Raw genomic sequence first — 25294 nt, 5'->3', positions numbered from 1 at the left:
AGGATTAATAATGACAGAAATCTTAATGGATACGATTCAAAGTTTTAATGAATATTTACCAAGAGTAGCTATTGGAAGCCAAGAAATAGCTGGATATTTAAGAACGGACCAAATAGCTAGCGCATTGAAAATGGTCTTGGAATTTTCTGAAGGCATGTCATGGCTATTAGAGGTTAGTGAACTATTAAAATTAAATGATATAAAAGTTGATATACAAATTGAAAAGATTCGAGAGTTTTTAGAAGAAATTAATTCAGGCCTTGAAATGCAGGATTATGTATTAGTAGCAGATATTTTTGAATATGAGATTACCCCTTTCTTTGAAGAAGCAATAGTAATTGAGGTACAACCAAATTAATGGATTGGATAGTAGAATATGCAAAAGATGGGTCATACACGCTTCGACTTAATGGGATTTACCTTTATAGTAAATATCACCCAAAACAAGATGTAGAGAAATTTATTGAAAAAGAACTTGAAATACAGTCTAAACAATTTATTTTATTCGGTCTTGGCCTTGGTTATCATGTAGAGGCACTTCTAATTAGTAATCCGACTTCTACTATTTATGTTGTTCTTGCGGATAAGGAAGAACTAGAATTATGTAGAGAGTTTGGTGCTACAAATATTTTAGATGATAAACGTATAAATATTATTAGTGACAAAGACTATCTAAAAAATATTATATTGAATGAAACACAGTTTATTATTCCGTTGCAATGGCTAAAGGCAATAGGCACAGCCCATCCATTGTTTACGTCTTTGGAAGATATTAAATTAAGACAAATGTCCTTTCAAAGTGATAGTGAAATTATGCAAAAGAATTTCTTAGCCAATCTAACGAATTCACATTTTTTTATGAGAAAATTTGAAGGAATAGCGAAAAGTGAAGAAGCGGTATTAGTATCAGCTGGACCATCACTTAATCAAACAATCAAATCTTTAAAAGAAGTTAGCGATTCCTGCTTTATTTTAGCGGTTGGTTCAGCCTTAAAGACATTGTTAAAAGAAGGCATTATGCCAGATGCAATCATTATTACTGACCCCACGCACTTAGTACAGGAACAAATAGAGCACACTGAATATAATGGTTTACTATTTTATATGGCTACAGCTAATCATGGGATGACGAAAATTCACAAAGGTAAAAAAATAATCTTATTTCAAGAGGGTTATTTTTTATCTGAGGAGTTTTCAGTGTCCAATGCTGTACCTTTAATAGAAACAGGAGGATCAGTTGCAACTACAGGCATATCTCTTTTAGAGTTCATGGGCTTTAAAATAATTTATCTATTTGGTCAAGATCTGGGCTTTAAAAATAATCAAACTCATGCGAATTTATCAACATCTTCCAATACATTTGAAACAAACATAAAGTTTCAAAAAGTCCTTTCAAATAGTGGAAATTATATAAATACATACAGTAGTTTTAATATTTTTCGCCGTTGGTTTGAGCAAAAAGCTGCAAATTCTTCAATGCAAATATTCAATACAGCATGGGACGGTGCTAAAATAGAGGGTATACCTTATCTATGTGTTGATGAGCTGGAAAGGCAATTGAAAAATACTCCAAGTATTAATTACAAAGAGATTTTAGCAGAAATCGTATCAAGTAAATAATTTGAAAAGGTGTTACAGAAATGACTAAAAAAATCTTAGTAACGGGCGCTGACGGATTTATTGGCTCCCACTTAACAGAAGAACTTGTAAGACAAGGTCACGATGTGCGTGCATTTGTCTACTATAATTCATTCAATTCATGGGGATGGTTAGACCAATCTACTAAAGAGATTAAAGATTCTTTGAATATTTTCTCTGGAGATATTCGTGATCCATTTGGGGTAAAGGAAGCGATGAAGGGTTGTACACATGTACTGCACTTAGCCTCACTTATTGCAATACCTTACTCATACCATTCTCCGGCTACTTATATTGATACAAATGTAAATGGTACTCTTAATATTGTACAAGCTGCGCAGGAATTAGGCGTGGAAAAGGTTGTGCATACGTCGACAAGTGAGGTATATGGCACAGCTCAATATGTGCCAATTGATGAGAGCCATCCGTTGCAAGGGCAGTCCCCTTATTCGGCCTCTAAAATTGGTGCTGACCAAATGGCGTTATCATTTTATCGTTCATTCGAGACACCGGTTGCGGTTATTCGTCCGTTTAATACATATGGTCCACGTCAATCAGCGCGTGCGGTTATTCCGACAATTATTAGCCAATTAGCAAGTGGCCAAACAACAATTAAACTAGGTGCTATTAGTCCAACACGTGATTTCAATTATGTACAAGACACAGTTGGAGGTTTTGTTTCTGTCATGAACTCAGAAAAATCATTAGGTGAAGTCATTAATGTTGGTTCTAATTATGAAGTATCAATTGGTGAAACTGCTGAAATGATTGCAGAGATTATGGGTGTAAACTTAACAATTGAAACCGATGAACAGCGCTTGCGTCCAGAAAAAAGTGAAGTCAATCGTCTATGGGCGGAAAATAAAAAAGCAAAAGAATTGATTGGTTGGCAACCTCATTATGGCGGTAAAGATGGTTTTCGTCGAGGGTTAGAAGAAACAATTGAATGGTTCTCTAATTCAAAGAATTTAGCTCAATATAAGGCAGATGTTTATAATATATGAATACACAATGGATAGAGTTTATAGATCAGATTAAAGCACACTATCAAAAGGACTTTGTGCCATTGCACGAACCAACCTTTACTGGTAAAGAGTTGGAGTATGTAACAGATTGTATTCAAACAGGGTGGGTATCTTCTGTAGGTGCTTATGTTACCCGTTTTGAAGAAGATTTAGCACAATTTGCAGGGGTGAAACGTGCTGTTGCCGTTATGAATGGGACTGCCGCATTACATATCGCGATGAAGGTTGCAGGCGTACAAGCAAATGAAGAAGTGTTTATGCCGGCTTTAACATTTGTTGCCACGGCCAATGCAGCTTCGTATATTGGTGCTGTTCCCCATTTTGTGGATGTATCTGAAAAAACACTGGGTCTTGATCCGCAAAAGTTAGAAGCACATATTTTGGACATTGGCGATGTGCAAAATAATCAATTGATCAATAAAAAGACAGGCCGCGTCATACGTGCAGTTGTTCCGATGCATACTTTTGGGCATGCTGTTGAACTAGAAGAATTACAAATGATTTGCAAAAAGTATCACTTAGTATTAGTGGAAGATGCTGCAGAATCATTAGGGACGTACTATAAAGGGAAGCATACAGGTGGCTTTGGTAAAGTGAGTGCGATTAGCTTTAATGGCAATAAGATTATCACTACAGGTGGTGGTGGTGCCATTTTAACCGATGACGAAGAGTTAGCAAGCTATGCTAAGCATATTACAACAACAGCTAAAATACCACATCGTTGGGAATATGAACATGATGAGGTTGCATTTAACTACCGCTTGCCCAATATAAACGCGGCATTAGGATGTGCTCAACTAGAAAATATGCCAGAATTTATAAAAAGAAAACGTGCATTAACAGCTTTTTATGCAGAACTAGTTGGATCATTAGAAGGTGTTACTCTTTTTAAAGAGCCAGCGAATACATCCAGCAACTATTGGCTGCAAACATTAATTTTAGATGATACATTAGAGCGAGATGAAGTTTTGACATTTTTAAATAATAACGGTGTAATGAGTCGTCCAATTTGGACGCCGATGCACGATTTAAAACCGTTTAGAGAATGTCCACGAGCAAATTTATCTACAATTGAAAGATTAAATAAGAAAATTATTAATATTCCAAGCACACCAATAAAAGAGGGATAGCCATTGAAACGAAAAATATGTGTTGTTACAGGGACACGAGCCGAATATGGGTTACTTGCGAATTTAATGCATGCTATTAAACAATCAGCTGATTTTGAGCTACAACTAGTTGTGACAGGCATGCATTTATCCTCTGAATTTGGCTTAACATATAAACAAATTGAAGCGGATGGTTTTGTCATAGATGCAAAGGTAGAAATGTTATTGTCCTCTGATACAGCAACAGGTGTTGCAAAATCTATCGGATTGGCGACAATTGGATTCTCAGATGCTTTTGAAAAAGTTAAACCAGATTTACTTTTAATCTTAGGGGATCGCTTTGAAATGTTAGCTGCAGCACAAACTGCACTTGTGATGCAAATACCGATTGCTCATATTCATGGAGGAGAATGTACATTTGGCGCTTATGATGATGCTATCCGTCATTCGATTACTAAAATGGCTTCATGGCATTTCACGAGTACAGACACACATCGTAATAGAGTTATTCAGCTTGGTGAAGAACCTTCATCTGTATGGAATGTGGGGGCAATTGGGATTGAAAATATATTAAAGTTGCCATTACTTAAGAAGGAAAAGTTGTATACAGACCTTCAACTAAATATAGATCAACCAATGTTTTTAATAACATATCATCCAGAAACGAATCTCCAAACAGATGGGATTTATTCATTATTAGAAGCTTTGAATAATTACCCAAGTGTCAATTTAGTGTTTACAAAAGCAAATGCGGATAATGGTGGACGGGAAATTAATAAGGCTATCGAAGAATTTGTTTCGCAACGACAAAATGCAAAAGTGTTTGATTCGCTAGGTCAGCTAAGATATTTAAGTACAGTGAAATATGCAGATGTGGTATTGGGGAACTCTTCTAGTGGTTTGATTGAAGTGCCATATTTACACACGCCTACTGTAAATTGTGGTGATAGACAGGCAGGCCGTCAAAAACCTAGCTCGATATTCGACTGTACTTTAGAGCCATCAACAATAGAAAAAGCGATTGAGGATGCTTTAATGTACAAAGGACCATATGATCAAATTTTTGGAGATGGACAAGTCTCTGAGAAAATAATAAGACAATTACAACAAATTACATCATTCGCTAGACAAAAGGAGTTTTACGATTTATGAGCCAATCAACATATATAATAGCCGAAGCAGGAGTGAATCATAACGGCTCCTTTGAAATGGCGAAAAAATTAGTAAAAGTTGCGAAGGTAGCTGGTGCCGATGCTATTAAATTTCAAACATTCCGTGCGAAGAATTTAGTGACAAAAGAAGCAATGCAAGCTGATTATCAAGTAGAAAATTTAGGTGAAGTATCATCTCAATATGAAATGCTTGAAAAGCTTGAACTGTCTTTTGAAGAATTTACATCATTAAAAAATTATTGTGATGAATTAGGAATCGAATTTTTATCTACGCCATTTGATCATGATAGCGTGGATTTTTTAGTTGATGAATTACAAATGCATACTGTTAAGATTCCTTCTGGTGAGTTGACTAATTCCCCGTTCATTCATTATATTGCAACGAAGCAAAAGAAAATGATTATTTCAACGGGAATGGCGACTATCGATGAAATACATGAAGCCTTGTCCTTGGTAGCTTATGGCTTAGCAAGACCAGACGCTGATGTTTCAATTGAAAGTGTGCATTCATTCTACAAAACAAATGAGGCTAAGGATATTTTACAAAGATTCGTAACCGTTCTTCATTGTACAACGGAATATCCAGCACCTTTTGAAACGATTAATTTAAAAGCTATGAATCATTTATCTGAAGAACTGGCATTATCCATAGGTTTTTCCGATCATTCGCAAGGAATTGTAATTCCAATTGCCGCGACTAGCATGGGGGCAACTGTTATAGAGAAACATTTTACATTAGACCGAACATTGCCAGGCCCAGACCATGTAGCGTCATTGGAACCATCGGAGTTAATTGCTATGGTAGAGGGTATTCGTCAGGTTGAACGTGCTTTAGGGAGTGGTGTAAAAGAACCGACAGTAGCTGAGGTGAAAAACCGAGTAGTGGCGAGAAAGAGCATAGTGGCAAGAACAGATATCAAACCAGGTGAAATCTTTAAAATTTCTAATCTCGATATTAAAAGACCTGGTAATGGCATATCTCCAGCAAAGTATTGGTCTCTACTAGGTGAAAAAGCCACTAAATTTTATCAAAAGGATGAACTGATTGATGAATAAGCCGATAATAATATTAGGAAATGGGGGTCATGCTTCAGTTTTAACGGAGATATTATTACTTCAGAATCGAAAAATTCTAGGTTTTACAGCACCAGAAGAACAAACAAATTCGTATGGCTTAAAGTATCTTGGTACGGATGTAATATTGGAAGAATACAACCCATTGGAAGTGGAACTTGTTTTAGGTTTAGGAACTGTAGGTATTTCAAATGTTCGTCATAGCCTGTTTAAGAAACTGAAAAGTCAAGGATATACATTTGCTATATGTGCTCACCCGAGGGCAATAATATCTAGTACAGCAACGTTAGATGAGGGTACTCAAATAATGGCAGGTGCAATTGTACAGTCGCATGCGCAAATTGGGAAAAATACAATTATTAATACAGGCGCAATTATTGAACATGATTGTGTGATAGGGGCCTATGTACATGTAGCACCAGGCACAACGCTTTCAGGGAATATTCAAATCGGTGACTTTACACATATAGGAACTGGTGCGAAAATCATACAAGGAATTACAATCGGATCTCACAGTCTAATAGGGGCTGGAGCAGTTGTAGTTAATAATATTTCTTCGAATCAAAAAGTAATTGGAGTACCAGCAAAATCACATGAAATTTTAAAATAGGAGCTACTAAATATGAAATTTTGTAATAAATGCACAATGCCTAATACTAGACCAGGAATTTATTTTGATGAAGAAGGTGTTTGTCAGGCATGTAGAGCTGAAGAACAAAAAAACTATACAGATTGGGATTCACGTCATCAAGAATTAGAAGAATTATGTGCTAAGTATAGAAGTACAAATGAAACTGAATACGATTGTATTATTGCTGTAAGTGGAGGAAAAGATAGTCACTTTCAAGTACATTTCTTTAAAGAAGTAATGAATATGAATCCATTATTAGTTTCGGTTGAAGATAACTTCGAAATGACTAAAGCTGGTGAACATAATTTGAAAAATATTTCTGAGCGATTTGGATGCCATTTAGTCACGTTAAAACCAAATATAAAAGCTCAAAAAGCTATTATGAAAAAAACATTCGAAAAATATGGAAAGCCAACTTGGTATATTGACCGTTTAATTTATACATATCCTCTACATATAGCTTCAAAATTTAATATTCCCTTAATTATTTATGGGGAAAATATTAGTTATGAATATGGTGGCACGGATAGAATTGAAACGTATTCTGCAAAAAATCAGATTAATAATGGGGTCGCATCAGATATTCCCTATGAAGAATTACTGGACGACAAAATCACAGAAAAAGATCTAATCTTCTGTAACCCACCAGACAATCAGCAACTAGAGAACTTAAATCCAATCTACTTAAGTTACTTTGTTAGATGGAATAGTTATGCTAACTATATTTTTGCTAAGAAGAATGGATTTAAAGATTTGGCACATGAATGGACGAGAGAGCATACTTTTGAAAATTTTGATCAAGTAGATTCAATTCCTTATTTGGTACACCCTTGGTTGAAGTATCCAAAGTTTGGACATGCTTCTGCTACTGACTATGCTTCAAAGTTTATTCGGTATGGATTAATTACAAGAGAACAAGGTATAGAACTTGTTAAACAATATGACCATAAAATCGATCAAAAAGCAGTTCAATCATTTATAGATTTTCTTGGATACACTCATACAGAATTTTATAATATTATTGAAAAACTGTATAATCCAGATTTATTTGAAAGAGATAGATTTGGAGAGTGGGTATTGAAACATCCAATTTGGAAAAAATAATAGGATTAAAGGAAGAAGGGGGATTATGATGAAAAATTGGAGGGAAATAGTGGTGCATCCGAACACAACATTATTGGAAACCATGAAAATAATTGATGATACCTCCCTTCAATTTGCGATTGTCATGGATGACAGTCAGACACTACTAGGGACGGTAACAGATGGAGATATTCGTAGAGGTATTTTAAGAGGAGAAGGATTAGATGTATATATTGAAAGTGTAATGAATGTAAATCCTATTACAGCCGGTCTCGATAATACATATAGTGACTATCTAAATATATTAAAAAAACATAAATTAAATCAATTACCAATCGTAGATAATGATAATAAAATTATAGATATTATTTTTGCTGGCCAGCAACAGCTAGTAACAGATAAAAATAATCTAGTTGTATTAATGGCGGGTGGCCTTGGGACACGTTTACGCCCATTAACAGAAAAAATTCCAAAGCCAATGCTAAATGTAGGGAACAGGCCGATTTTAGAAACGATTATCGAGGGCTTCATGCAATATGGATTTACTAATTTTGTCTTATCAGTGAATTATAAAAAAGAGGTAATTCAAGATTATTTCCAAGATGGATCAGCTTTAGGCGTGAACATTTCTTATATAGAAGAAGATAAAAGAATGGGAACAGCAGGTGCTTTGTCTCTGTTGAAGAAAAATCTGGATAGCCCTATCTTAGTTATGAATGGTGATTTGCTGACACAGGTGAATTTTGAACAGCTATTGCAATTTCATGAAGAAACAGAAGCATCTGCAACAATGTGTGTGCGTGAATACGAATATCAAATACCGTATGGTGTCATTGAAACGGAAGGTCAGCAACTACTTTCGATTAAAGAAAAACCAATGCATAGAAGCTTTGTAAATGCAGGGATTTATGTATTAAGTCCGGATGTATTTGAGTATATTCCACAGGGTGAATTTTACGATATGCCAGATTTGTTTAAACAATTAATGGATGAACAAAAAAATGTATCGGCATTCCCCGTGCGTGAATATTGGCTAGATATTGGGCGTATGGCTGATTTTGAACGTGCTGATGATGAGTATAGTAGCTATTTCAATAAGGTAGGTTGTAAATGATGAGTGTGCGAAAGGCTGTTGTTATAGGCTACGGATCTATTGGACAAAGACATATTAGATTGTTAAATAGCTTAGGTATTGCGACAGTAGTTGTTTCTAAGCATCAGATTGATGTTGAAAAAAGCTATTCAACCATTGAAGAAGCTATTGAAAGTGAGTATCCAGAGTATATTGTTGTAGCAAATGAGACTTACTTACATGAAGAAATGCTTACTCGTATACAAGATACAGGGTATGATCAGAGGATTTTAGTGGAAAAGCCACTATTTGCGAAAATGACTTCTAAGAACTATCACTTTTCTTCGTTGTACGTTGGATACAATTTAAGATTTCATCCAATTATACAGAAATTGTTTGAGCTATTAAAGAGTGAGCAAATTATATCGGTCAATGCATATGTTGGTCAATATTTACCTACGTGGAGACCAAATACAGATTATACTAAAGGTTATTCTGCAGATGTTACAAAGGGTGGCGGAGTTATTAGAGATTTAAGCCACGAATTGGATTACTTAAATTTCTTATTTGGAAATTGGGCTGAAATGACAGCAAGCGGTGGGCAAATAAGTGATTTGTCCATTCAATCAGATGATTATTTCTCAGTATTGTACCAAACACAGACGGGGATTAATGTTTCAGTAGAAATGAATTATTTGGATCGGATTATACAAAGACAGCTAGTTATACAAACGAATGAACATACATTTAAAGCTGATTTAATTGGACAAAAGATACAAATTGATAGTGAAATTATACGATTTAAAGTGGATCGAGACGAAACGTATTTAAATCAACATATCGCATTATTAAATAATCATGTCGATATGCTTTGTGATTTACAAGGCGGACTAGATATTGTTCGTATGATTGAAGTTGCTGAACAATGTTCGAAAGAAAAGGTGTGGATAAAAAATGCATAGAATTTGTACAATCTGTGCTCGTGGAGGTTCTAAAGGGGTCAAAAATAAAAACATAAAATTGATATTAGGGAAACCGTTAATCGCTCATAGTATTTTACAAGCAAAAGCAAGTGAATTATTCGATGTCATTGCAGTTAGTAGTGACAGTAGAGAGATTTTACAAGTTGCTAAGGATTATGGTGCAGATATTATTGTTAAACGACCAGCTGAGTTAGCAACAGACACATCGGCAAAGTTACCAGTTATTCAACATTGTGTAACAGAAGCTGAGAAGGTTTCGGGCTTAGTTTTTGATATCATGGCAGATATTGATGCGACATCGCCATTACGTAATGTGCAAGATTTGAAGAAGAGTATTGAATTACTTGAAGATCACAAGCACGCAACAAATTTAATTACCGGTGCTCCTTCAAGAAGAAGCCCATATTTTAACTTGGTAGAAGAAAATTCAAAGGGTTTTGTCGAGTTATCTAAAAAATTGCCTGCAGCGGTAGTAAGAAGACAAGATGCGCCAAGAAGCTTTGATATGAATGCTTCTATTTATGTTTGGAAGCGGAATGCATTTTTTGATGATGTATCCATATTTACACCTAATACAATTTTATATGAGATGCCAGAAGAACGTTCAATTGATATAGATTCAGAGCTAGATTTTGAATTTGTATCATTTTTAGCTGAGAAAAGAGGTAGTTTGTTATGAGTGTAAACTATTTTGAACGTTTTAGCTTAAAAGGGAAAAATGCCATTGTTACTGGTGGTGCTGGGATTTTAGGGAGCCATTTTTGTAAAGGGTTAGCCGATGCCGGTGCAAAAGTAGCCGTTGTTGATATTAATATTGAAGAGGCAACTAAAGTTGCGGAGCAAATAATAGCCGATTATAACACAACTGCAAAAGCATTTTATTGCGATTTAACATCTGAGAAGTCTGTGAAACAAATGGTACAAACTGTTGTTGAAGAGTTTGGAACAATTGATATACTCCATAATAACGCTGCGGGCAAATCGAGTGATTTAAATGCATTCTTCGCACCCTTTGAAGAATATGATTTAAATCAATGGAAAGAAATTATGAGTACAAATTTAGATAGTATGTTCCTTGTCGCTAAATATGTTGGAAAAGTAATGAAGAAGCAAGGCAAAGGTGGGTCTATTATCCAAACATCATCAATTTATGGTGTATTGGGACCAGATAATCGCATTTATGAAGGATCATATTATTTAGATCGTCAAATTAATACACCAGCTATTTATTCAGCTTCAAAGGGTGGCGTCGTTGCATTAACAAAATATCTTGCTACATACTGGGCAAAAGATGGTATCCGTGTGAACACGATTACACCTGGTGGGGTAGAGAGCGGTCAAAATGAAACGTTTAAACAAAATTATGGAAACCGTATTCCTTTAGGAAGAATGGCACAACCAGAAGAAATGGTTGGCGCATTAATTTTTTTAGCTTCTGATGCATCGAGCTATGTAACAGGTCAAAATATTTTAATTGATGGTGGCTTGAGTGCTTGGTAGGTAACTCTTAGTAATTGAAATACTTTTCATTAAAAGGTACGCTGGTAATCATTTTTTAGGGATTACTTATTTGATAGCATGTTACAGTAGATTTCAATTGGATGCTATCATCTATATGAAAAATGACCGATTTACAGCTTGAATATCCCTTGTGGGCGAAAATAATGAAATATGGATCAGTTGAATACCGTGAAATTTTGACTAAATAATATTCGACTAGACTAACACGAAATCATCAATTAGAACAGGTCTCAAAAATTGAGTTTCAATTTTTTACAATTTCATACAATGCTCGACAAGCTTTCTTTGAACTAAGTATGTAAGGTCAAGGGAAATATCTGCGGTAAATGATTACTAACACAATAAATATTATATGATTATCAATTGATTAAGAACGGGGCAATATACATGGCTGAAAATCAAAGTATTAAAATTCCTGCACATCATAATATCTATAATGGCTCTTCGAATAGAGAATTGCGAATTGAATTCTCATTTCCTGAAAAAGAAACGGATGAAAATCTTGGAATTGCTATTTTTGTTCCAGGATTCGGTGGTAAAATTGATTCGAATGTATATAAAAAGATGAGAGAAACATTTGCAGATACATACAATGTAGTTACGGTACAGTGTGATTTTTTTGGTAGTGAATTTATGCAAAGTGCATCTTCATTTAATCTAAATTGCGATATCAATGAATTGTTAGCATCCTTTTCTCTTGAAGAAAGAAGTACAATAAATGGAGACTATTCTAATTTGCTTGAGATATTATCTGCTAGAAATATTACCATTCCTGTGGTAGCAAAGATAGATGAAACAGGAGACCACTTTAATGATATGGGTTTTATGCAGGCAATTGACATTATTACAGCTATTGAGGCAGTACGAATTATATTTAAGGAGAACAGTATAAAGTTTAACGAAAAAAGAGTTATTGGATATGGACATTCACATGGTGCGTATTTACTTCATTTAAGTAACTGTTTGGCTCCTCATTTATTTTCTTATATAATTGATAATTCAGCTTGGATAGAACCAGTTTATTTAAGTGCAAATCGCTTGTTATTTCAGGGGTTCGGACAAATGACATTACAAATGGAATTTGACTACATAGCCAAAAAATACATTGAAGATAAGCAAGCACTTTCTTTAGATACTTTCTATAATCAATTTGATAATGCTGCAAAGATTATTTCATTTCAAGGGAATGAGGATAATTTTGTATGTCAACACTAAACCGGACAAAAATTATAAGGTCTGTTGCTTGAATTCCACAGGTGTTAAATAGCCTAGTGTTCCGTGAATTCGAATGTTATTGAACCAATGAACATAATCATCAAGTTCAAGAGCGAGCTTTTCAAGAGTAAAGAAATGTGCCCCGTTAGCGAATTCTGTTTTAAATACCTTAAACATCGCTTCAGCCACGGCGTTATCATAAGGGCATCCCTTCATGCTTAAGGATCGCTGGATTCCGAATGTTTCTAGGGCTTTTGAAATGAGCTTATTATCAAACTCTTTTCCTCGGTCTGTATGAAACATTTGAATGTCGTTCAAGTTACCTCTAATACTTACTAGCGCTTGATAAACCAGCTCTGCTGTCTTATTTGCGCCAGCACTACAGCCAATAATTTCACGATTGAAAAGGTCGACAAATAAGCATACATAATGCCATTTTGTTCCGACACGGACATATGTTAAATCACTCACGATGACAGCCAACGGCTTTTCTTGCTCAAATTGACGCTGTAACTCATTTTTTACCGGCGCTTCATTACATGTTGATTTATACGGCTTATACTGTGCTACTGTATAGTTTGAAACTAGTCCAATACCTTTCATTAAACGACCAATTCGACGACGTGATACGTGCTTTGGCTCTGGTAATTTACTTAGTTCTTTCTTGATTTTACGCGTACCATAATTGTTACGGCTTTCTTTGAAAATACGAACAATCTCTTTGGAAATCTCTTTATCTTCAGTTTTTAGCGCACATTTGCTACAAACATCGACATGATAGTAATACGTACTTTTCGGAATATCAAGGACGTCACACATTGCTGATACTGAATATTTGTGAGCGTTATTTCGAATCACATCTATTTTCGTCCCATGATCAGCGCTGCTTGCTTTAAAATATCATTCTCCATCAGTAAACGTTGGTTTTCTTTGCGTAATCGAGCTAGTTCGTTATCTTCTTCAGAGCGATTATCTTTGGCAGCGAATGAACCGGTTTCTTGATGGTTTTTAATCCAGCGGTCTAAAGCCGAAGGCGTTATATCGTATTCTCGGGCAATATCAGCACGAGATTTTCCATTTTCATAAAGCTTCACTAATTGTAATTTAAATTCAGATGTAAAAGTTCGACGTTGACGTGACATAGTAGCACGCTCCTTTAAGTTGGTAGTCTAAGTGTACTAGCCCTTATTTTTTATGTCCAACTTAGTGTAGCCGATTCAATTTAATAAATCATATTGACAAGGGGAATTTAGTAAATAATATCCCTTTTGCAGAATTTTTTTTAGTAGATGAAAATACAGTAGATGGAGTAATATTCAAATCAAATCAACATGGATTAGATGCTGATTTTTTTAAAATGTTTGAATACGGTTTAGCAGTTAGGGCATCATGAAAACAATACTGAAGCTAGCTTAACGTACGAGATTAAACTATCACAAACAATAATAAGCGTGGACTATTCTTCTGGGCTCCCTGTCTTTTTCCGAGAAGTTTTGTTGTAGTATTAATTCGCTTATATTACGTTCCTGAATGTAATATAGTAAATCTTGAAAATCTCTTTCTTTTCCGATGTAATGGTCCATGTATATTATATAAATTACTTTTGGCGCTCGGCTCAAACATTCTCTTTGAGTTAAGGCGCCTTTTTTCTTTGGAAATTTTAGATTTTAGGATGTTAGCCGATATATAATAGAAAGTGGGTAATATTCTTTAAGTACATAAAAGTTGAATTGAGGTATTTAATATAGAATGGAAACAATTAAAAATAAAACGGTACTTGTCACTGGCGGAACAGGATCTTTCGGGAAGAAATTTATTCGTGTAATTTTAACTTTAGGTGTAAAAAAGGTGATCGTTTTTAGCCGTGACGAGTTGAAACAATATGAAATGAAACAGGAGTTTATCGATTCTCGTTTGCGTTTCTTTATCGGCGATGTTCGCGATAAAGAGCGGTTACATCGAGCATTTGATGGTGTTGATATTGTCATTCATGCGGCGGCGATGAAGCATGTAGATGCATGTGAATATAATCCATTTGAGGCAGTCAAAACAAATATTAACGGTGCCCAGAATATAATTGAAGCCGCAATTGATTGCGGTGTGGGAAAAGTGATTGCACTTTCAACAGATAAGGCATGTAGCCCAGTAAACCTTTACGGAGCGACTAAGCTTGCTTCCGATAAGCTTTTTGTAGCAGCTAATGCGTATGTCGGAGAAAAGAAAACGAGTTTCTCGGTAGTACGCTACGGTAATGTAGTCGGGAGTCGAGGAAGTGTTATACCTTTCTTTAAAAAGATAAGAGAAACGGGTACATTGCCCGTTACAGATGAGCGTATGACACGCTTTTGGATAACACTTGAGAAAGGTGTACAGTTTGTACTTGATAATTTGGAGCGTATGCTTGGCGGCGAAATTTTTGTACCTAAAATACCAAGTATGAAGGTAATGGATTTAGCTAAAGCGATTGCGCCCGATTGTGATATAGAAATAGTAGGTATTCGACCTGGAGAAAAGCTACACGAGGCAATGATTATGGAGGATGATGCCCGACATACTGTAGAGTTTGATGATCATTATGTCATTCAACCAGAATTTCCTTGGTGGTCTAAAAAATTTGCGGAAGGTGGGAAGACACTGCCTGAAGGATTCTCGTATACGAGTGATAATAATACGGAGTGGCTATCTATTGAACAATTGGAAAAGCTGTCGGAGGATTTGTAATGATTGCAGTAATAGGGGGAGCAGGATATATAGGCTCACATACAGTGAAATATTTAATGCAGCAGGGCAAAGATGTAGTGGTGTTTGATAATTTAAGCACGGGTCATGAAGAGTTTATCCCTTCAAATGTTCCTTTAGTCAAGGGAGATTTAGCAAATAAAGAGGATTTACAAGGCTTGTTTACTCAATATCCTTCAATCGATACAGTTGTTCATTTTGCTGCTTTTGCATATGTTGGCGAATCTGTTGAAAAACCAGCTATGTACTATCAAAATAATGTTGTCAATACGATTCATTTATTGGATATGATGTTGCTCTATGAAGTGAAAAATATTGTGTTTTCTTCTACTTGTGCAACTTATGGGAACCCTATAGAGTGGCCGATAACAGAGACGCATCCACAAAATCCGATTAACCCATATGGCCGTACAAAATTAATGATGGAACATATTATAGAAGATTACTCATATGCGTACGGCTTTAAATTAGTGGCACTTAGATATTTTAACGCAGCTGGTGCTGATGTTGAATGTGAAATTGGCGAATGGCATGATCCAGAGTCACACTTAATCCCACTTGTGTTAGATGTTGCAATTGGAAAAAGACCCTCTATCTCGATATTCGGCGGAGATTTCGACACATTGGATGGTACCTGTGTTCGTGACTATATTCATGTAACTGACTTAGCAGATGCGCATAGCAAGGCTGTTGATTATTTAAAGGGGCATGGTGAAAATCTTACGCTAAATTTAGGTAATGGCTTGGGTTATTCTGTGCTAGAGATTATTCAAATGATTGAGAAAGTTACAGAATGTAGCATTTCAACTGTTATTACAGAGCGTCGTTCAGGAGATCCAGCGAAACTTATTGGCTCGGCAGTAAAAGCTGGGGAATTACTAGGTTGGCAGCCACAATATGACTTGGAAAAAATTATTGAAACGGCTTGGCAGTGGCATGTGAAGAAATTTGGAGGCACAAAATGAAACGTATATTAGTGGCTGGTGGAGCAGGTTTCTTAGGCTCGCATTTAATCGATAGACTAGTAGAACAAGGGCATACAGTTATCTGTATGGATAATTTACAAACAGGTGCAATGGCTAATATTAGCCATGTACTCGATAAAATTCAGTTTGTTCAGCATGATATTATAGAACCTTTTCCTGAATTAGGACAGTTTGATGAGATTTATAATTTAGCTTGTCCTGCTAGTCCTATACATTATCAGACAGATCCTGTTCATACATTTAAAACAAGTGTATTAGGTGCTCTGAATATATTAGAGCTTGCTCGTAAAACGGGTGCAAAGGTATTCCAGGCATCTACGTCTGAGGTTTATGGAGACCCTTTAGTACATCCTCAGCCTGAGCATTATTGGGGGCATGTCAATCCGATTGGCATCCGCAGTTGCTATGATGAAGGAAAGCGCGGTGCCGAAACGTTATTTTTTGATTATGCACGTATGTATGATATCGAAATTAAAGTGGTCCGCATTTTTAATACATATGGCCCAAGAATGGATTCTAAAGACGGACGTGTTGTTAGTAATTTTATCGTTCAGTCATTACTAAAGAAACCTTTAACGGTATATGGTGATGGCAAACAAACACGCTCTTTCTGCTATGTAGACGATTTGATAGAAGGATTTTTACGATTAATGGCAACAACAAAAGAAGTAACAGGCCCTGTAAATCTTGGAAACCCAAATGAATTTACAATGCTTGAACTCGCAGAAAAAGTTGTGAAATGGACAGGGAATGATACACCATTACAATTTGAAGAACTTCCACAAGATGACCCGAAACAACGACGACCGGTCATTGCTGAAGCACAACGTATCCTAGATTGGGAGCCAAAAGTCATGTTAGATGAAGGACTTCAGAAAACAATCGCTTATTTTGCGAGTAAAGTGCAGGAGAGATGAATGATGCAAAGAGTACGTAAGGCAGTAATTCCAGCAGCTGGTTTGGGAACAAGATTCCTACCTGCAACTAAAGCACAACCAAAGGAAATGTTACCAATTGTGGACAAGCCTACAATTCAGTATATTGTAGAAGAAGCAGTGGCATCGGGTATTGAGGATATTATTATCATTAGCGGACGCAACAAGCGTTCAATTGAAGACCATTTCGATACGAACTATGAATTAGAACATACATTGGAAATGAAAGATAAGCTGGATGATTTAAAAGAAATCGAAGCCATCTCAAATCTAGCAAACATACATTATATACGCCAAAAAGAAGCAAAGGGCCTTGGAGATGCCATTTATTGCGCGCATCGTTTTATTGGAGATGAGCCATTCGCCGTATTACTAGGTGATATTATATTGCAAGCACACACACCTGCGTTAAAACAATTAATCGATACATACGACCGTGAGAAGGTTTCTGTCATCGGTGTCCAACAAGTACCGATGGAGAGTGTCCATAAATATGGTGTTATTGATCCAGTTACAGAGGTGCAGAATTGTAAGGCAATTGAAGTAAAGGGTTTTATTGAAAAGCCGTCGAAAGAAGCTGCTCCTTCTAACTACGCTATTATGGGGCGTTATGTTCTAACACCTTCGATTTTTGAAAAGTTAGAAGCTACTGAACCTGGTGCGGGTGGAGAAATCCAATTAACGGATGCGATTCAATTGTTAAACCAAGAAGAACGGGTAGTTGCGCAAGATGTTCTAGGACAATTATATGATATCGGTAGTAAAATCGGATTTGTCCAAGCGACGATAGACTTTGCATTACAACGTGAGGATTTAAAAGATGATATTCAAGCTTACATCAATACGAAAGCAGAGGTAACAAAATGAACGTTGGCATCATAGGCACAGGATATGTAGGCTTAGTAACAGGCGCCGTGTTATCAGAAATCGGGCATGTTGTTACTTGTTTAGATATAAACGATGAAAAGATCAATACACTTAAAAAAGGGCAATCACCAATATATGAACCTGGATTAGATGAGATACTAGCACGTAATATTGCGGCAAGTCGTTTATGCTTCACAACAAATGCTCAAGAAGCATTTGCTCAGGCAGATATTATCTTTATAGCTGTAGGTACACCTCAAGGAGAAGATGGGGCAGCGGATTTGTCTTATATTGAACAAGCAGCTAAAGATATTGCGGAAAATGTAGAGCATGATGTGATTGTTGTTGTGAAAAGTACGGTTCCTGTAGGTACGAATGATAGGATTGAAGAAATCATTCATGCGAATATGACAGCCAGTTTACAAATTCACGTAGTATCTAATCCGGAGTTTTTACGAGAAGGACATGCGATAAATGATACATTTTATGGAGATCGTATCGTAGTAGGAGCAGAGAATACAATTGCTAGAGGTAAGGTAGAAAACCTATTTAAGCCACTAAACATTCCAATTTTGCATACGAATCGTCGCAGTGCAGAAATGATTAAGTATGCATCAAATGCCTTTCTAGCAGTGAAAATTAGCTACATCAATCAAATTTCTAATTTATGTGAAGCCCTAGGGGCAGATGTAAATGCAGTAGCAGATGGCATGGGCATGGATCATCGTATAGGACGTGCTTTTTTAAATGCTGGATTAGGTTATGGAGGATCATGTTTTCCGAAGGATACGGAAGCATTAGCATATTTGGCACGTGAAAATGATGTGAACCTAAGCATCGTACAATCAGCTATACAAGCTAACGAAGAACAACGACATATATTTGTTCAAAAAGTAATCAATCACTTTAATGGCAAGGTTGTAGGGAAAAAAATTGCATTATTAGGATTAGCCTTTAAGCCAAATACAGATGATATGCGAGAAGCTCCCTCAACTATGATTATTAAAGAGTTAGTTGCAAGAGGTGCTGTAATTTCAGCGTATGACCCAGTTATAAAAAAGCCCTCGTATTTGGAAGGGGTAGAGCTATCTTATGCTACTACCAAGGAAGAATGTGTGTCGGGATCAGATGCAATCTTGCTCGTTACAGAATGGTCAGAGTTTATCGAGGCAGATTGGGCTGAGTTAATGACTTATTCTAATAATGCGGTTGTCTTTGATGGAAGGCATATACTTAAGGTTTAATGGTTACTGGAGGTGGATGAAGTGAGCAAAATTCGAGTTGAAGTACTTGAAAGTAAAATAGGGGTTCCGGCTTTACAAGTGGAGATAAATGATAAAAAAATGATGCTTCATAGTAAGTATAACCCTGTACAAGAAGCTGAACGTTTTATCAATTCTTTAAGAGAAAAGATTGAGGAAGCAGATCACATTTTATTTTACGGAATTGGACTTGGCTATCATGTAAAGTATTTTTCTACAGCTTATCCAGAGAAATTGATTTCTGCATATGAACCGATTGAAGAAATAGCTACAAATTCTTTAAAGGAGCGCGCTATAACCGAATTTCCCAAAGATAAATTATCGCATTACATTGTAGAAGATAGTCAACATCCATTAGTTCAAAATATGGAGTTACTCGGTGAGCTTATTCATCAAAAAATGCTGTTGATTGTGTTGCCTGTTTACGAAAGATTATTTTCAAAACAAACAAAGGAATTCGGAGAAACATTAAAATCCTTTTTAATGACTAAAGGATCCAATATACTAGCAGCTACCCTTTTTTCTAAAAGATGGACAATCAATGCGTTGATGAATTTACCAGGAACATTTAAACATGAAAATATAATCTTACATAAGAAAAAGTTCTTTAAAAATAAGCCAGTTATTTTAGTAAGTGCTGGCCCCTCTCTAGATGAAGATTTAGAAAACTTACGCATTATTAAAGAACAAGGCTTGGCATATATTTTCGCTGTTGGTTCTGCAGCTAAGGTATTAATACTTAATAATATTTTTCCAGATGCAATGTGTACATATGATCCGCAACCACATAATCACACTGTATTTAAAGAAATATATGAGCAAGGAATTACTGATATTCCAATGATTTATGGTACTACGGTAGGTTTTGAAACTTTACAATTTTATCAAGGACCAAAGCTATACTTTGTAACATCTCAGGATCATATTACCCCACAGTTCCATAAAGAACAAATACCTGTTATTTCTGATGCACCAACAATTGCATTAATTATGCTACAAATTTTCCACGCTCTAGAAGTAAAACAAGTATATCTTGTTGGTCAAAATTTAGCATTTAAAAAGAATAAGTATTATTCAGAAGAAATAAAAAGATACGATTACGAGAAAAAGGAACTAACAAATAGTTTAATACAGAAGCTTGATTTAATTAATTCATTTGAAGTGAAAGATGTTCATGGTGGCAAAGTCATGACAAACGATAGTTTAAATAGAATGAGACTAGATATAGAGAAGTATATAGATTTTGTAAATATGTCTGTCATTAATACTACTAATGGCGGTGCAGCTATTAAAGGCGCAAATTTCAAACCTCTGCAACAGATAATCGAAGAATTATCGGGAAAAGTTGTAGTAGATGAATGGTGGAAGTCAATACCACTAGATGGATTTAACGAGTTAAATCAAGCATTTAAAAAGAAATATAGAAAAGAATTTGAGCTATTTATTCAATTAGATAAAGAATTGGAGAACTATTTAAATGACTTTAATGAGTCTTTGATAAGTATAAAAGAAAATCAAATTAAGCAAAAACTTGAGGAGTTGGAGAGACTTTTCGAAAAATATCAAAGAAACATATTCTTTCTGACGACTATTTCACTAATAGCAAAGCTTGCATTTGAAAAATTGAATGCGGAAAAACAAATTATAAGTAAGATGGATAGTTCGATAAAAAAAGTTGAGAGTACCATTCAAATGTACAATGGCTATCTGAATAATTGCCGAGCTTTTTATCGAGATCTTGCTCCAATCATTACTAATCTAACGTTGTTGGAATTAGAGAAACAATTAGAAACAAAAGGCTATAATAGTACTTCAGGTGTTTTTCATTATGTAGGAGGTTGGAAGAAAAAATATCATACCTTGAATGAGAATGATGTATCCAATTATAGTATTTATACATCAGGAGTAGAAACAAAAGAAAAAGGGGCACAAATAAATTTCCGATTTTATGGAGAAACATTAAAAGTGTTCGGGACAGTGCATTCTAAGAATGCGCTAAAGCTTCAAGTTATGATTGATGATAAAGTGGACACAATCATACTGACCGATGGTGTTAATGAAGATAAGTATGGCTCATTTATGCGTCAGAAACTATTTGAAACATCAGGTCTAGATGGCAAAATGCATGATGTTGAAATTTGTATTCTATCAGATAATCCTTCAATTGTTTTTGAAGGAATTGAAATTTGTTCAACTGGTAGGGCGTATCACATAGATGAAGTAATTTCTGTAGGAGAGCTTGAAATTGGGAAACGGATTCGTTGTCATTATAAAGCAATCTATAATCAAGTTGGAGAATTTTCAGGTCTTGGAGATGAAATAAGTAATCATTTACCAGTTATTTCAACTGCATATCCGAATGGAGATTTTTATTTTATTATGGTGGATGAAATTGATAGAGAGAAGAAGTTGATTGCAGATCGGGTTCTTCAAAATTATGTTAGTTGGAATGAACTTACTGTACATCTGAAAAATAGTATAAATCTAATGGAAATTGCCTTACCAACAGGTAATAGTACATATAGTAATGAAACAGATATTGATAAACTTCAGGATTTAGATTCGAAATTTATTAGCCAAAATAAAAATAATATTATGTGGAATTATGATAGTAATTCATCAACTTGGATTAATGAAAATATGTGGTGTGATGTAAAAGAGAAGTTAAACTATGTTGGTTTTAGAGGAAGTAACATTGGAACTAAAGATAAAGATTTTAACACACTATATATCAGGCGGGAGAACACAATAGGAGCACATGTCGGTTTTCGCCCTTTATTAATCTTGTGAGGAGTTGTTAAGTTTGAGAGCGGCCATATATGGAGCTAGTTCATCAGGGTACTATGCAAGTGAAATTTTAAAACTACAAGGTTATACAATTATGTTTTATATAGATCAGACTGGTACAGTTACAGATGCAAGAAATTTTGATAATGTAATCGTTTATAAGAGTGTTGCTGAAATTCAAGATGAAAGCATAAATAGTATAGACTTCCTTCTAATTGCTCTTGGTAATAAAGATGAGTCAAGATTGCTTCAACAAAAATTATCTTCAGTAATTCATAAACCTATTAAAACAATACATGATGAACCGTATTATTTAATCTATAAGCAATTAAAAAAACAAAAATACAATTATTTAGAGGAATGTGGCTTTTATAGAAGTATTAATGAAATGAAATCTGTAGATAAAAATGGAGAACCTATTCCTTGGATTACATATCCTTGTATTGAATTTTTATCGAGTAGAATAAATAAAAATATGAAAGTTTTTGAATATGGATCAGGTAATAGTACATTGTGGTGGTCTAAAAGAGTCAATAAAATTTTTGCTGTTGAACATGACAAAGAATGGTATATGCAGGTTGAAAGTCAAACTAAAGATACTAATGTCGGAATAGTTCATAGAGAATTAATTTATAATGGAAATTATTCGAAAGAAATTTTGAAACATAAAGATATCGATATTGTGATTATAGATGGTCGAGATAGAGTGAATTGTGCCATCAATAGTCTACATTCTTTGAGTAAAAGCGGAGTTATAATTTGGGATAACACGGATAGAGAATGTTATAAAGCAGGATATGAATATTTGAATAAGAGGGGATTTAAACAAATTGAATTTATTGGAATGATTCCAATTTATGATTTTAAATCACAGACGAGTATTTTTTATAAAAACGATAATTGTTTAGGTTTATGAAAGAGTTGTAATTGTCCAAAATACGAATCGCCCTATTCAAGCAATATTATAAATTGTCAGAGATACATAATTAAGTTTAGGGGCTTTTATATCTTAATAAAAAAGTATCAAGAATCTATTATATTCATATGAATTGAATTTAATATAGAAGATAAAATCAGGGGCATTTAACGGAGTGCAAAATGGAAATATTTAATTCCAAATGTGTGGTCTAACTCCACCGTATTTAGACGGTATCAGCTTTTAGTCTTTCCCGTATCGATCCATACTTCAATTGAGAGGTGGAGGTATGGACGATTATAGAAAAAATAGTCATGCAATACAGGATATAAAGTACCTTGTGATATGAGTAACAAAATATAGATGTAAAATATTGAGGGGTCCAATAGCAATTCGAACAAGAGAATTAGTAAGACAGGGGTGTGAAGCAGGGCTGATAATGATTATGCAAGGTAGTGTAGGGAAAGATCATATTTATTTATTACTATTACGTCCAGTAAGTTAAGCACCCAGCAAAATCATGCAATACCAAAAAGAAGGTCGTCGAGATTACTGCAAGACGAGTTTTCTGAGCTAATAAAAAAGTATTGTGACAATATTTGTTGGAGAGAGGGTACTTTTGTGCGACTGTTTGAACAGTTACAAAGGAAATCATAAGAAACTATATAGCTAATCAATTCAGCGAAGAAAAGAATGATATCTTCAATATTGAATAAAGGGTTTAGTCAGTATTCAGTGTGCAAAAGTACAAGAGCTTTAAGAAAGCCTTCGAGATGCTTAAATTATAGGGTAGGGATATGAAATTTTATTTTATATAGATCAAACAGGAATGATTTGTGACACGATATATTTGAAAAAGAACGTTTTTTATCAAAGCGTTGAAGAAAGTAGTCCTGTTGATAAGAATGGAAAACCATTATCGTGGATTACATATCCTTTATTGAATCTATTAAAGATAGAGTAAATGAAACTATGAAAAATTTTGAATATGGCTCTGGAGTAGTACTTTATGGTGGTCTGAAAAAGTTGATAGTATTATATCAGTAGAACAGGATAAACAATGGTTTGAAAAGGTTAGTAATAATTAGTGTGGAAAAAATATCAATTTATAAAGAGTTATTTTATAATGGAGAGTATTCAAAAGAAGTATTAAATCATAAAAATCTCGGTGGTAATAGATGAAAGATATAGAGTGAATTGGGTAGTTAGTAGTTTAAGTTCAATAAATGAAGACAAAGGTTTTGATAATTTAATAAAACGCGGCTTTAGAAAGATAGATTTTGTTGAAATGGCTTCGATGTGCGATTTTAAAACACAGACAAGTATTTTTATAGAATTAATAATGATTTTGGTATCTAATAACAAAAAGAAATTCAGAGGTGTATTATGCTCGATCTAATAGATAAAAAATTAATCTTTTGGGGTACGGGATCTTTAAGTAAAAAAAAATATTGTAATATTTTGCTAAATAGTCTACCCGTTGATATAGAATGTTTTATTGATAATGATAAAACAAAGGTTGGTCTTATGTTATTTGATAAGAAAATTCATCATTCTGAAGAAATTCATAATCTAATGACTAGTGAGCATTGTATCGTTATTTGTAGCTCTTTTGAAAAGGAAATTATAAATCAATTAGGGCATATGAGATTTAAACAGCAGATAGATTTCATCACATATAGGGAGTTCGACGATTATTTAGGATATTTAACTGCGTCTGAGCAGATTAAGTATTATGACAAACTAAAGGTTATTATCGGTGCATCTCAAACAAATCAGAAAGGGTGGATTTCTACAGATATACCTTATTTGGATGTATTAAAGCAGGAAGATTGGAAGAATTTATTTGGAGGAAGGGAAATAAATTCTATTGTCGCAGAGCACGTTTGGGAACACTTAACTTATGAGCAAGGAGTAATAGCAGCCAAAAATTGCTTTCATTACTTAGAAAAAGGTGGTCGTTTAAGGATTGCAGTTCCAGATGGGAATCATCCGAATCCACACTATATTAGTTGGATAAAGCCAGGTGGATTTGGTGATGGAGCTGAGGATCATAAAGTTTTGTACACCGTTGATATGATAACAGGTTTATTAAAGAATGCTGGTTTTAGTACTGTTGATATAATCGAATACTTTGATGAAAGTGGTAATTTTCATCAAAGCGATTGGAAGCTAGAGCATGGTTTTATTAGTAGAAGTAAGGATAATGATTCGCGAAATTGGCATGGTAATAATGTCTACTCGTCTTTGATTGTAGATGGAATAAAATAAAATCTAAG

Annotated in this window: 23 protein-coding genes; 22 read left to right on the top strand and 1 reads right to left on the bottom strand. The window is 34.8% G+C overall.

Annotated elements, in window-relative coordinates; all coding sequences use genetic code 11:
- The first annotated feature begins 10 nt into the window (after positions 1–10).
- The 13 genes from C9J35_RS04550 to C9J35_RS04490 all read left to right on the top strand — a co-directional run bounded on the left by C9J35_RS04550 (position 11) and on the right by C9J35_RS04490 (position 12523).
- Positions 11–358, top strand: a complete 348-nt coding sequence (locus C9J35_RS04550) for a DUF8042 domain-containing protein (RefSeq protein WP_054767434.1) — start codon at positions 11–13, stop codon at positions 356–358.
- Positions 358–1620 carry a motility associated factor glycosyltransferase family protein gene (locus C9J35_RS04545; RefSeq protein ID WP_107923586.1) on the top strand — a complete coding sequence of 421 codons (1263 nt, stop codon included), beginning with the start codon at positions 358–360 and terminating at the stop codon, positions 1618–1620. The genes C9J35_RS04550 and C9J35_RS04545 overlap by 1 nt, the downstream gene beginning before the upstream one ends.
- A 20-nt stretch (positions 1621–1640) precedes the next feature.
- Positions 1641–2642: an NAD-dependent 4,6-dehydratase LegB gene (locus C9J35_RS04540; RefSeq protein WP_107923585.1), complete on the top strand. Its 1002-nt coding sequence runs from the start codon at positions 1641–1643 to the stop codon at positions 2640–2642.
- Positions 2639–3793 (top strand): LegC family aminotransferase, encoded by a 1155-nt coding sequence (locus C9J35_RS04535; RefSeq protein WP_107923584.1) that lies wholly within the window; start codon positions 2639–2641, stop codon positions 3791–3793. The genes C9J35_RS04540 and C9J35_RS04535 overlap by 4 nt, the downstream gene beginning before the upstream one ends.
- A 3-nt stretch (positions 3794–3796) precedes the next feature.
- Positions 3797–4924, top strand: coding sequence for a UDP-N-acetylglucosamine 2-epimerase (neuC, locus tag C9J35_RS04530; RefSeq protein ID WP_054767438.1), 1128 nt, complete (start codon positions 3797–3799; stop codon positions 4922–4924).
- On the top strand, positions 4921–6000 hold the full coding sequence (gene neuB / locus C9J35_RS04525) for an N-acetylneuraminate synthase (RefSeq protein ID WP_107923583.1): 1080 nt from the start codon (positions 4921–4923) through the stop codon (positions 5998–6000). Before neuC ends, neuB begins: the two co-directional genes overlap by 4 nt.
- Positions 5993–6628 carry an acetyltransferase gene (locus C9J35_RS04520; protein ID WP_054767479.1) on the top strand — a complete coding sequence of 212 codons (636 nt, stop codon included), beginning with the start codon at positions 5993–5995 and terminating at the stop codon, positions 6626–6628. Before neuB ends, C9J35_RS04520 begins: the two co-directional genes overlap by 8 nt.
- 12 nt (positions 6629–6640) lie before the next feature.
- Entirely contained in the window at positions 6641–7753 is a 1113-nt protein-coding gene (locus C9J35_RS04515; RefSeq protein WP_107923582.1) for an N-acetyl sugar amidotransferase, read from the top strand.
- A 28-nt stretch (positions 7754–7781) separates the two neighbouring features.
- On the top strand, positions 7782–8846 hold the full coding sequence (locus tag C9J35_RS04510; protein ID WP_107923581.1) for a nucleotidyltransferase family protein: 1065 nt from the start codon (positions 7782–7784) through the stop codon (positions 8844–8846).
- Positions 8843–9766: a Gfo/Idh/MocA family protein gene (locus C9J35_RS04505; RefSeq protein ID WP_107923580.1), complete on the top strand. Its 924-nt coding sequence runs from the start codon at positions 8843–8845 to the stop codon at positions 9764–9766. Before C9J35_RS04510 ends, C9J35_RS04505 begins: the two co-directional genes overlap by 4 nt.
- Complete coding sequence (locus tag C9J35_RS04500) at positions 9759–10466, top strand: acylneuraminate cytidylyltransferase family protein (protein ID WP_107923579.1); 708 nt, start codon at positions 9759–9761, stop codon at positions 10464–10466. The genes C9J35_RS04505 and C9J35_RS04500 overlap by 8 nt, the downstream gene beginning before the upstream one ends.
- A complete protein-coding gene (locus C9J35_RS04495) occupies positions 10463–11287 on the top strand; it encodes an SDR family oxidoreductase (RefSeq protein ID WP_107923578.1) in 825 nt (274 codons plus the stop codon). The genes C9J35_RS04500 and C9J35_RS04495 overlap by 4 nt, the downstream gene beginning before the upstream one ends.
- Positions 11288–11695: 408 nt before the next feature.
- A complete protein-coding gene (locus tag C9J35_RS04490; RefSeq protein ID WP_107923577.1) occupies positions 11696–12523 on the top strand; it encodes a DUF2920 family protein in 828 nt (275 codons plus the stop codon).
- A 12-nt stretch (positions 12524–12535) separates the two neighbouring features.
- Here the strand turns inward: C9J35_RS04490 and C9J35_RS04485 are convergent.
- A protein-coding gene (locus tag C9J35_RS04485) for an IS3 family transposase (protein WP_438941198.1) occupies positions 12536–13665 on the bottom strand; the annotation gives its coding sequence in 2 pieces (ribosomal slippage) (positions 12536–13419 and positions 13419–13665; 1131 coding nt in all).
- Positions 13666–14272: 607 nt separating this feature from the next.
- On the opposite strand from C9J35_RS04485, the gene pseB reads away from it, so the two are divergent.
- From pseB to C9J35_RS04440, 9 genes are all read left to right on the top strand, one after another.
- Positions 14273–15244 carry a UDP-N-acetylglucosamine 4,6-dehydratase (inverting) gene (gene pseB / locus C9J35_RS04480; protein ID WP_107923575.1) on the top strand — a complete coding sequence of 324 codons (972 nt, stop codon included), beginning with the start codon at positions 14273–14275 and terminating at the stop codon, positions 15242–15244.
- Complete coding sequence (gene galE, locus C9J35_RS04475) at positions 15244–16227, top strand: UDP-glucose 4-epimerase GalE (RefSeq protein WP_107923574.1); 984 nt, start codon at positions 15244–15246, stop codon at positions 16225–16227. Before pseB ends, galE begins: the two co-directional genes overlap by 1 nt.
- A complete protein-coding gene (locus C9J35_RS04470; RefSeq protein ID WP_107923573.1) occupies positions 16224–17165 on the top strand; it encodes a UDP-glucuronic acid decarboxylase family protein in 942 nt (313 codons plus the stop codon). Before galE ends, C9J35_RS04470 begins: the two co-directional genes overlap by 4 nt.
- A 3-nt stretch (positions 17166–17168) precedes the next feature.
- Positions 17169–18050, top strand: a complete 882-nt coding sequence (galU, locus tag C9J35_RS04465) for a UTP--glucose-1-phosphate uridylyltransferase GalU (RefSeq protein WP_054767481.1) — start codon at positions 17169–17171, stop codon at positions 18048–18050.
- Entirely contained in the window at positions 18047–19294 is a 1248-nt protein-coding gene (locus tag C9J35_RS04460) for a UDP-glucose dehydrogenase family protein (RefSeq protein ID WP_107923572.1), read from the top strand. Before galU ends, C9J35_RS04460 begins: the two co-directional genes overlap by 4 nt.
- Before the next feature lie 21 nt (positions 19295–19315).
- Positions 19316–22102, top strand: coding sequence for a motility associated factor glycosyltransferase family protein (locus C9J35_RS04455; protein WP_107923571.1), 2787 nt, complete (start codon positions 19316–19318; stop codon positions 22100–22102).
- Positions 22103–22115: 13 nt separating this feature from the next.
- Complete coding sequence (locus tag C9J35_RS04450; protein ID WP_107923570.1) at positions 22116–23015, top strand: class I SAM-dependent methyltransferase; 900 nt, start codon at positions 22116–22118, stop codon at positions 23013–23015.
- 373 nt (positions 23016–23388) lie between these two features.
- Complete coding sequence (locus tag C9J35_RS24825; RefSeq protein ID WP_201262042.1) at positions 23389–23520, top strand: hypothetical protein; 132 nt, start codon at positions 23389–23391, stop codon at positions 23518–23520.
- Positions 23521–24401: 881 nt separating this feature from the next.
- Positions 24402–25286 carry a class I SAM-dependent methyltransferase gene (locus tag C9J35_RS04440; RefSeq protein ID WP_201262041.1) on the top strand — a complete coding sequence of 295 codons (885 nt, stop codon included), beginning with the start codon at positions 24402–24404 and terminating at the stop codon, positions 25284–25286.
- Positions 25287–25294: the final 8 nt, after the last annotated feature.

It is taken from the genome of Lysinibacillus parviboronicapiens (assembly GCF_003049575.1).
In the GTDB taxonomy this organism is placed as follows: Bacteria; Bacillota; Bacilli; order Bacillales_A; family Planococcaceae; genus Lysinibacillus; species Lysinibacillus parviboronicapiens.
The sequence above is the reverse complement of the archived record's forward strand: the minus strand, read 5'-3'. Positions and strand labels throughout refer to the sequence as shown.

What these genes read in the sequence shown, in the direction of transcription:
- C9J35_RS04460 (WP_107923572.1), top strand. Translation starts at nt 18,047, where the DNA reads ATGAACGTTGGCATCATAGGCACAGGATATGTAGGCTTAGTAACAGGC.
- C9J35_RS04515 (WP_107923582.1), top strand. Translation starts at nt 6,641, where the DNA reads ATGAAATTTTGTAATAAATGCACAATGCCTAATACTAGACCAGGAATT.
- C9J35_RS04500 (WP_107923579.1), top strand. Translation starts at nt 9,759, where the DNA reads ATGCATAGAATTTGTACAATCTGTGCTCGTGGAGGTTCTAAAGGGGTC.
- C9J35_RS04490 (WP_107923577.1), top strand. Translation starts at nt 11,696, where the DNA reads ATGGCTGAAAATCAAAGTATTAAAATTCCTGCACATCATAATATCTAT.
- C9J35_RS04540 (WP_107923585.1), top strand. Translation starts at nt 1,641, where the DNA reads ATGACTAAAAAAATCTTAGTAACGGGCGCTGACGGATTTATTGGCTCC.
- neuB (WP_107923583.1), top strand. Translation starts at nt 4,921, where the DNA reads ATGAGCCAATCAACATATATAATAGCCGAAGCAGGAGTGAATCATAAC.
- C9J35_RS04520 (WP_054767479.1), top strand. Translation starts at nt 5,993, where the DNA reads ATGAATAAGCCGATAATAATATTAGGAAATGGGGGTCATGCTTCAGTT.
- C9J35_RS04545 (WP_107923586.1), top strand. Translation starts at nt 358, where the DNA reads ATGGATTGGATAGTAGAATATGCAAAAGATGGGTCATACACGCTTCGA.
- pseB (WP_107923575.1), top strand. Translation starts at nt 14,273, where the DNA reads ATGGAAACAATTAAAAATAAAACGGTACTTGTCACTGGCGGAACAGGA.
- C9J35_RS04505 (WP_107923580.1), top strand. Translation starts at nt 8,843, where the DNA reads ATGATGAGTGTGCGAAAGGCTGTTGTTATAGGCTACGGATCTATTGGA.
- galE (WP_107923574.1), top strand. Translation starts at nt 15,244, where the DNA reads ATGATTGCAGTAATAGGGGGAGCAGGATATATAGGCTCACATACAGTG.
- C9J35_RS04535 (WP_107923584.1), top strand. Translation starts at nt 2,639, where the DNA reads ATGAATACACAATGGATAGAGTTTATAGATCAGATTAAAGCACACTAT.
- C9J35_RS04470 (WP_107923573.1), top strand. Translation starts at nt 16,224, where the DNA reads ATGAAACGTATATTAGTGGCTGGTGGAGCAGGTTTCTTAGGCTCGCAT.
- galU (WP_054767481.1), top strand. Translation starts at nt 17,169, where the DNA reads ATGCAAAGAGTACGTAAGGCAGTAATTCCAGCAGCTGGTTTGGGAACA.
- C9J35_RS04495 (WP_107923578.1), top strand. Translation starts at nt 10,463, where the DNA reads ATGAGTGTAAACTATTTTGAACGTTTTAGCTTAAAAGGGAAAAATGCC.
- C9J35_RS04440 (WP_201262041.1), top strand. Translation starts at nt 24,402, where the DNA reads ATGCTCGATCTAATAGATAAAAAATTAATCTTTTGGGGTACGGGATCT.
- C9J35_RS04550 (WP_054767434.1), top strand. Translation starts at nt 11, where the DNA reads ATGACAGAAATCTTAATGGATACGATTCAAAGTTTTAATGAATATTTA.
- C9J35_RS04510 (WP_107923581.1), top strand. Translation starts at nt 7,782, where the DNA reads ATGAAAAATTGGAGGGAAATAGTGGTGCATCCGAACACAACATTATTG.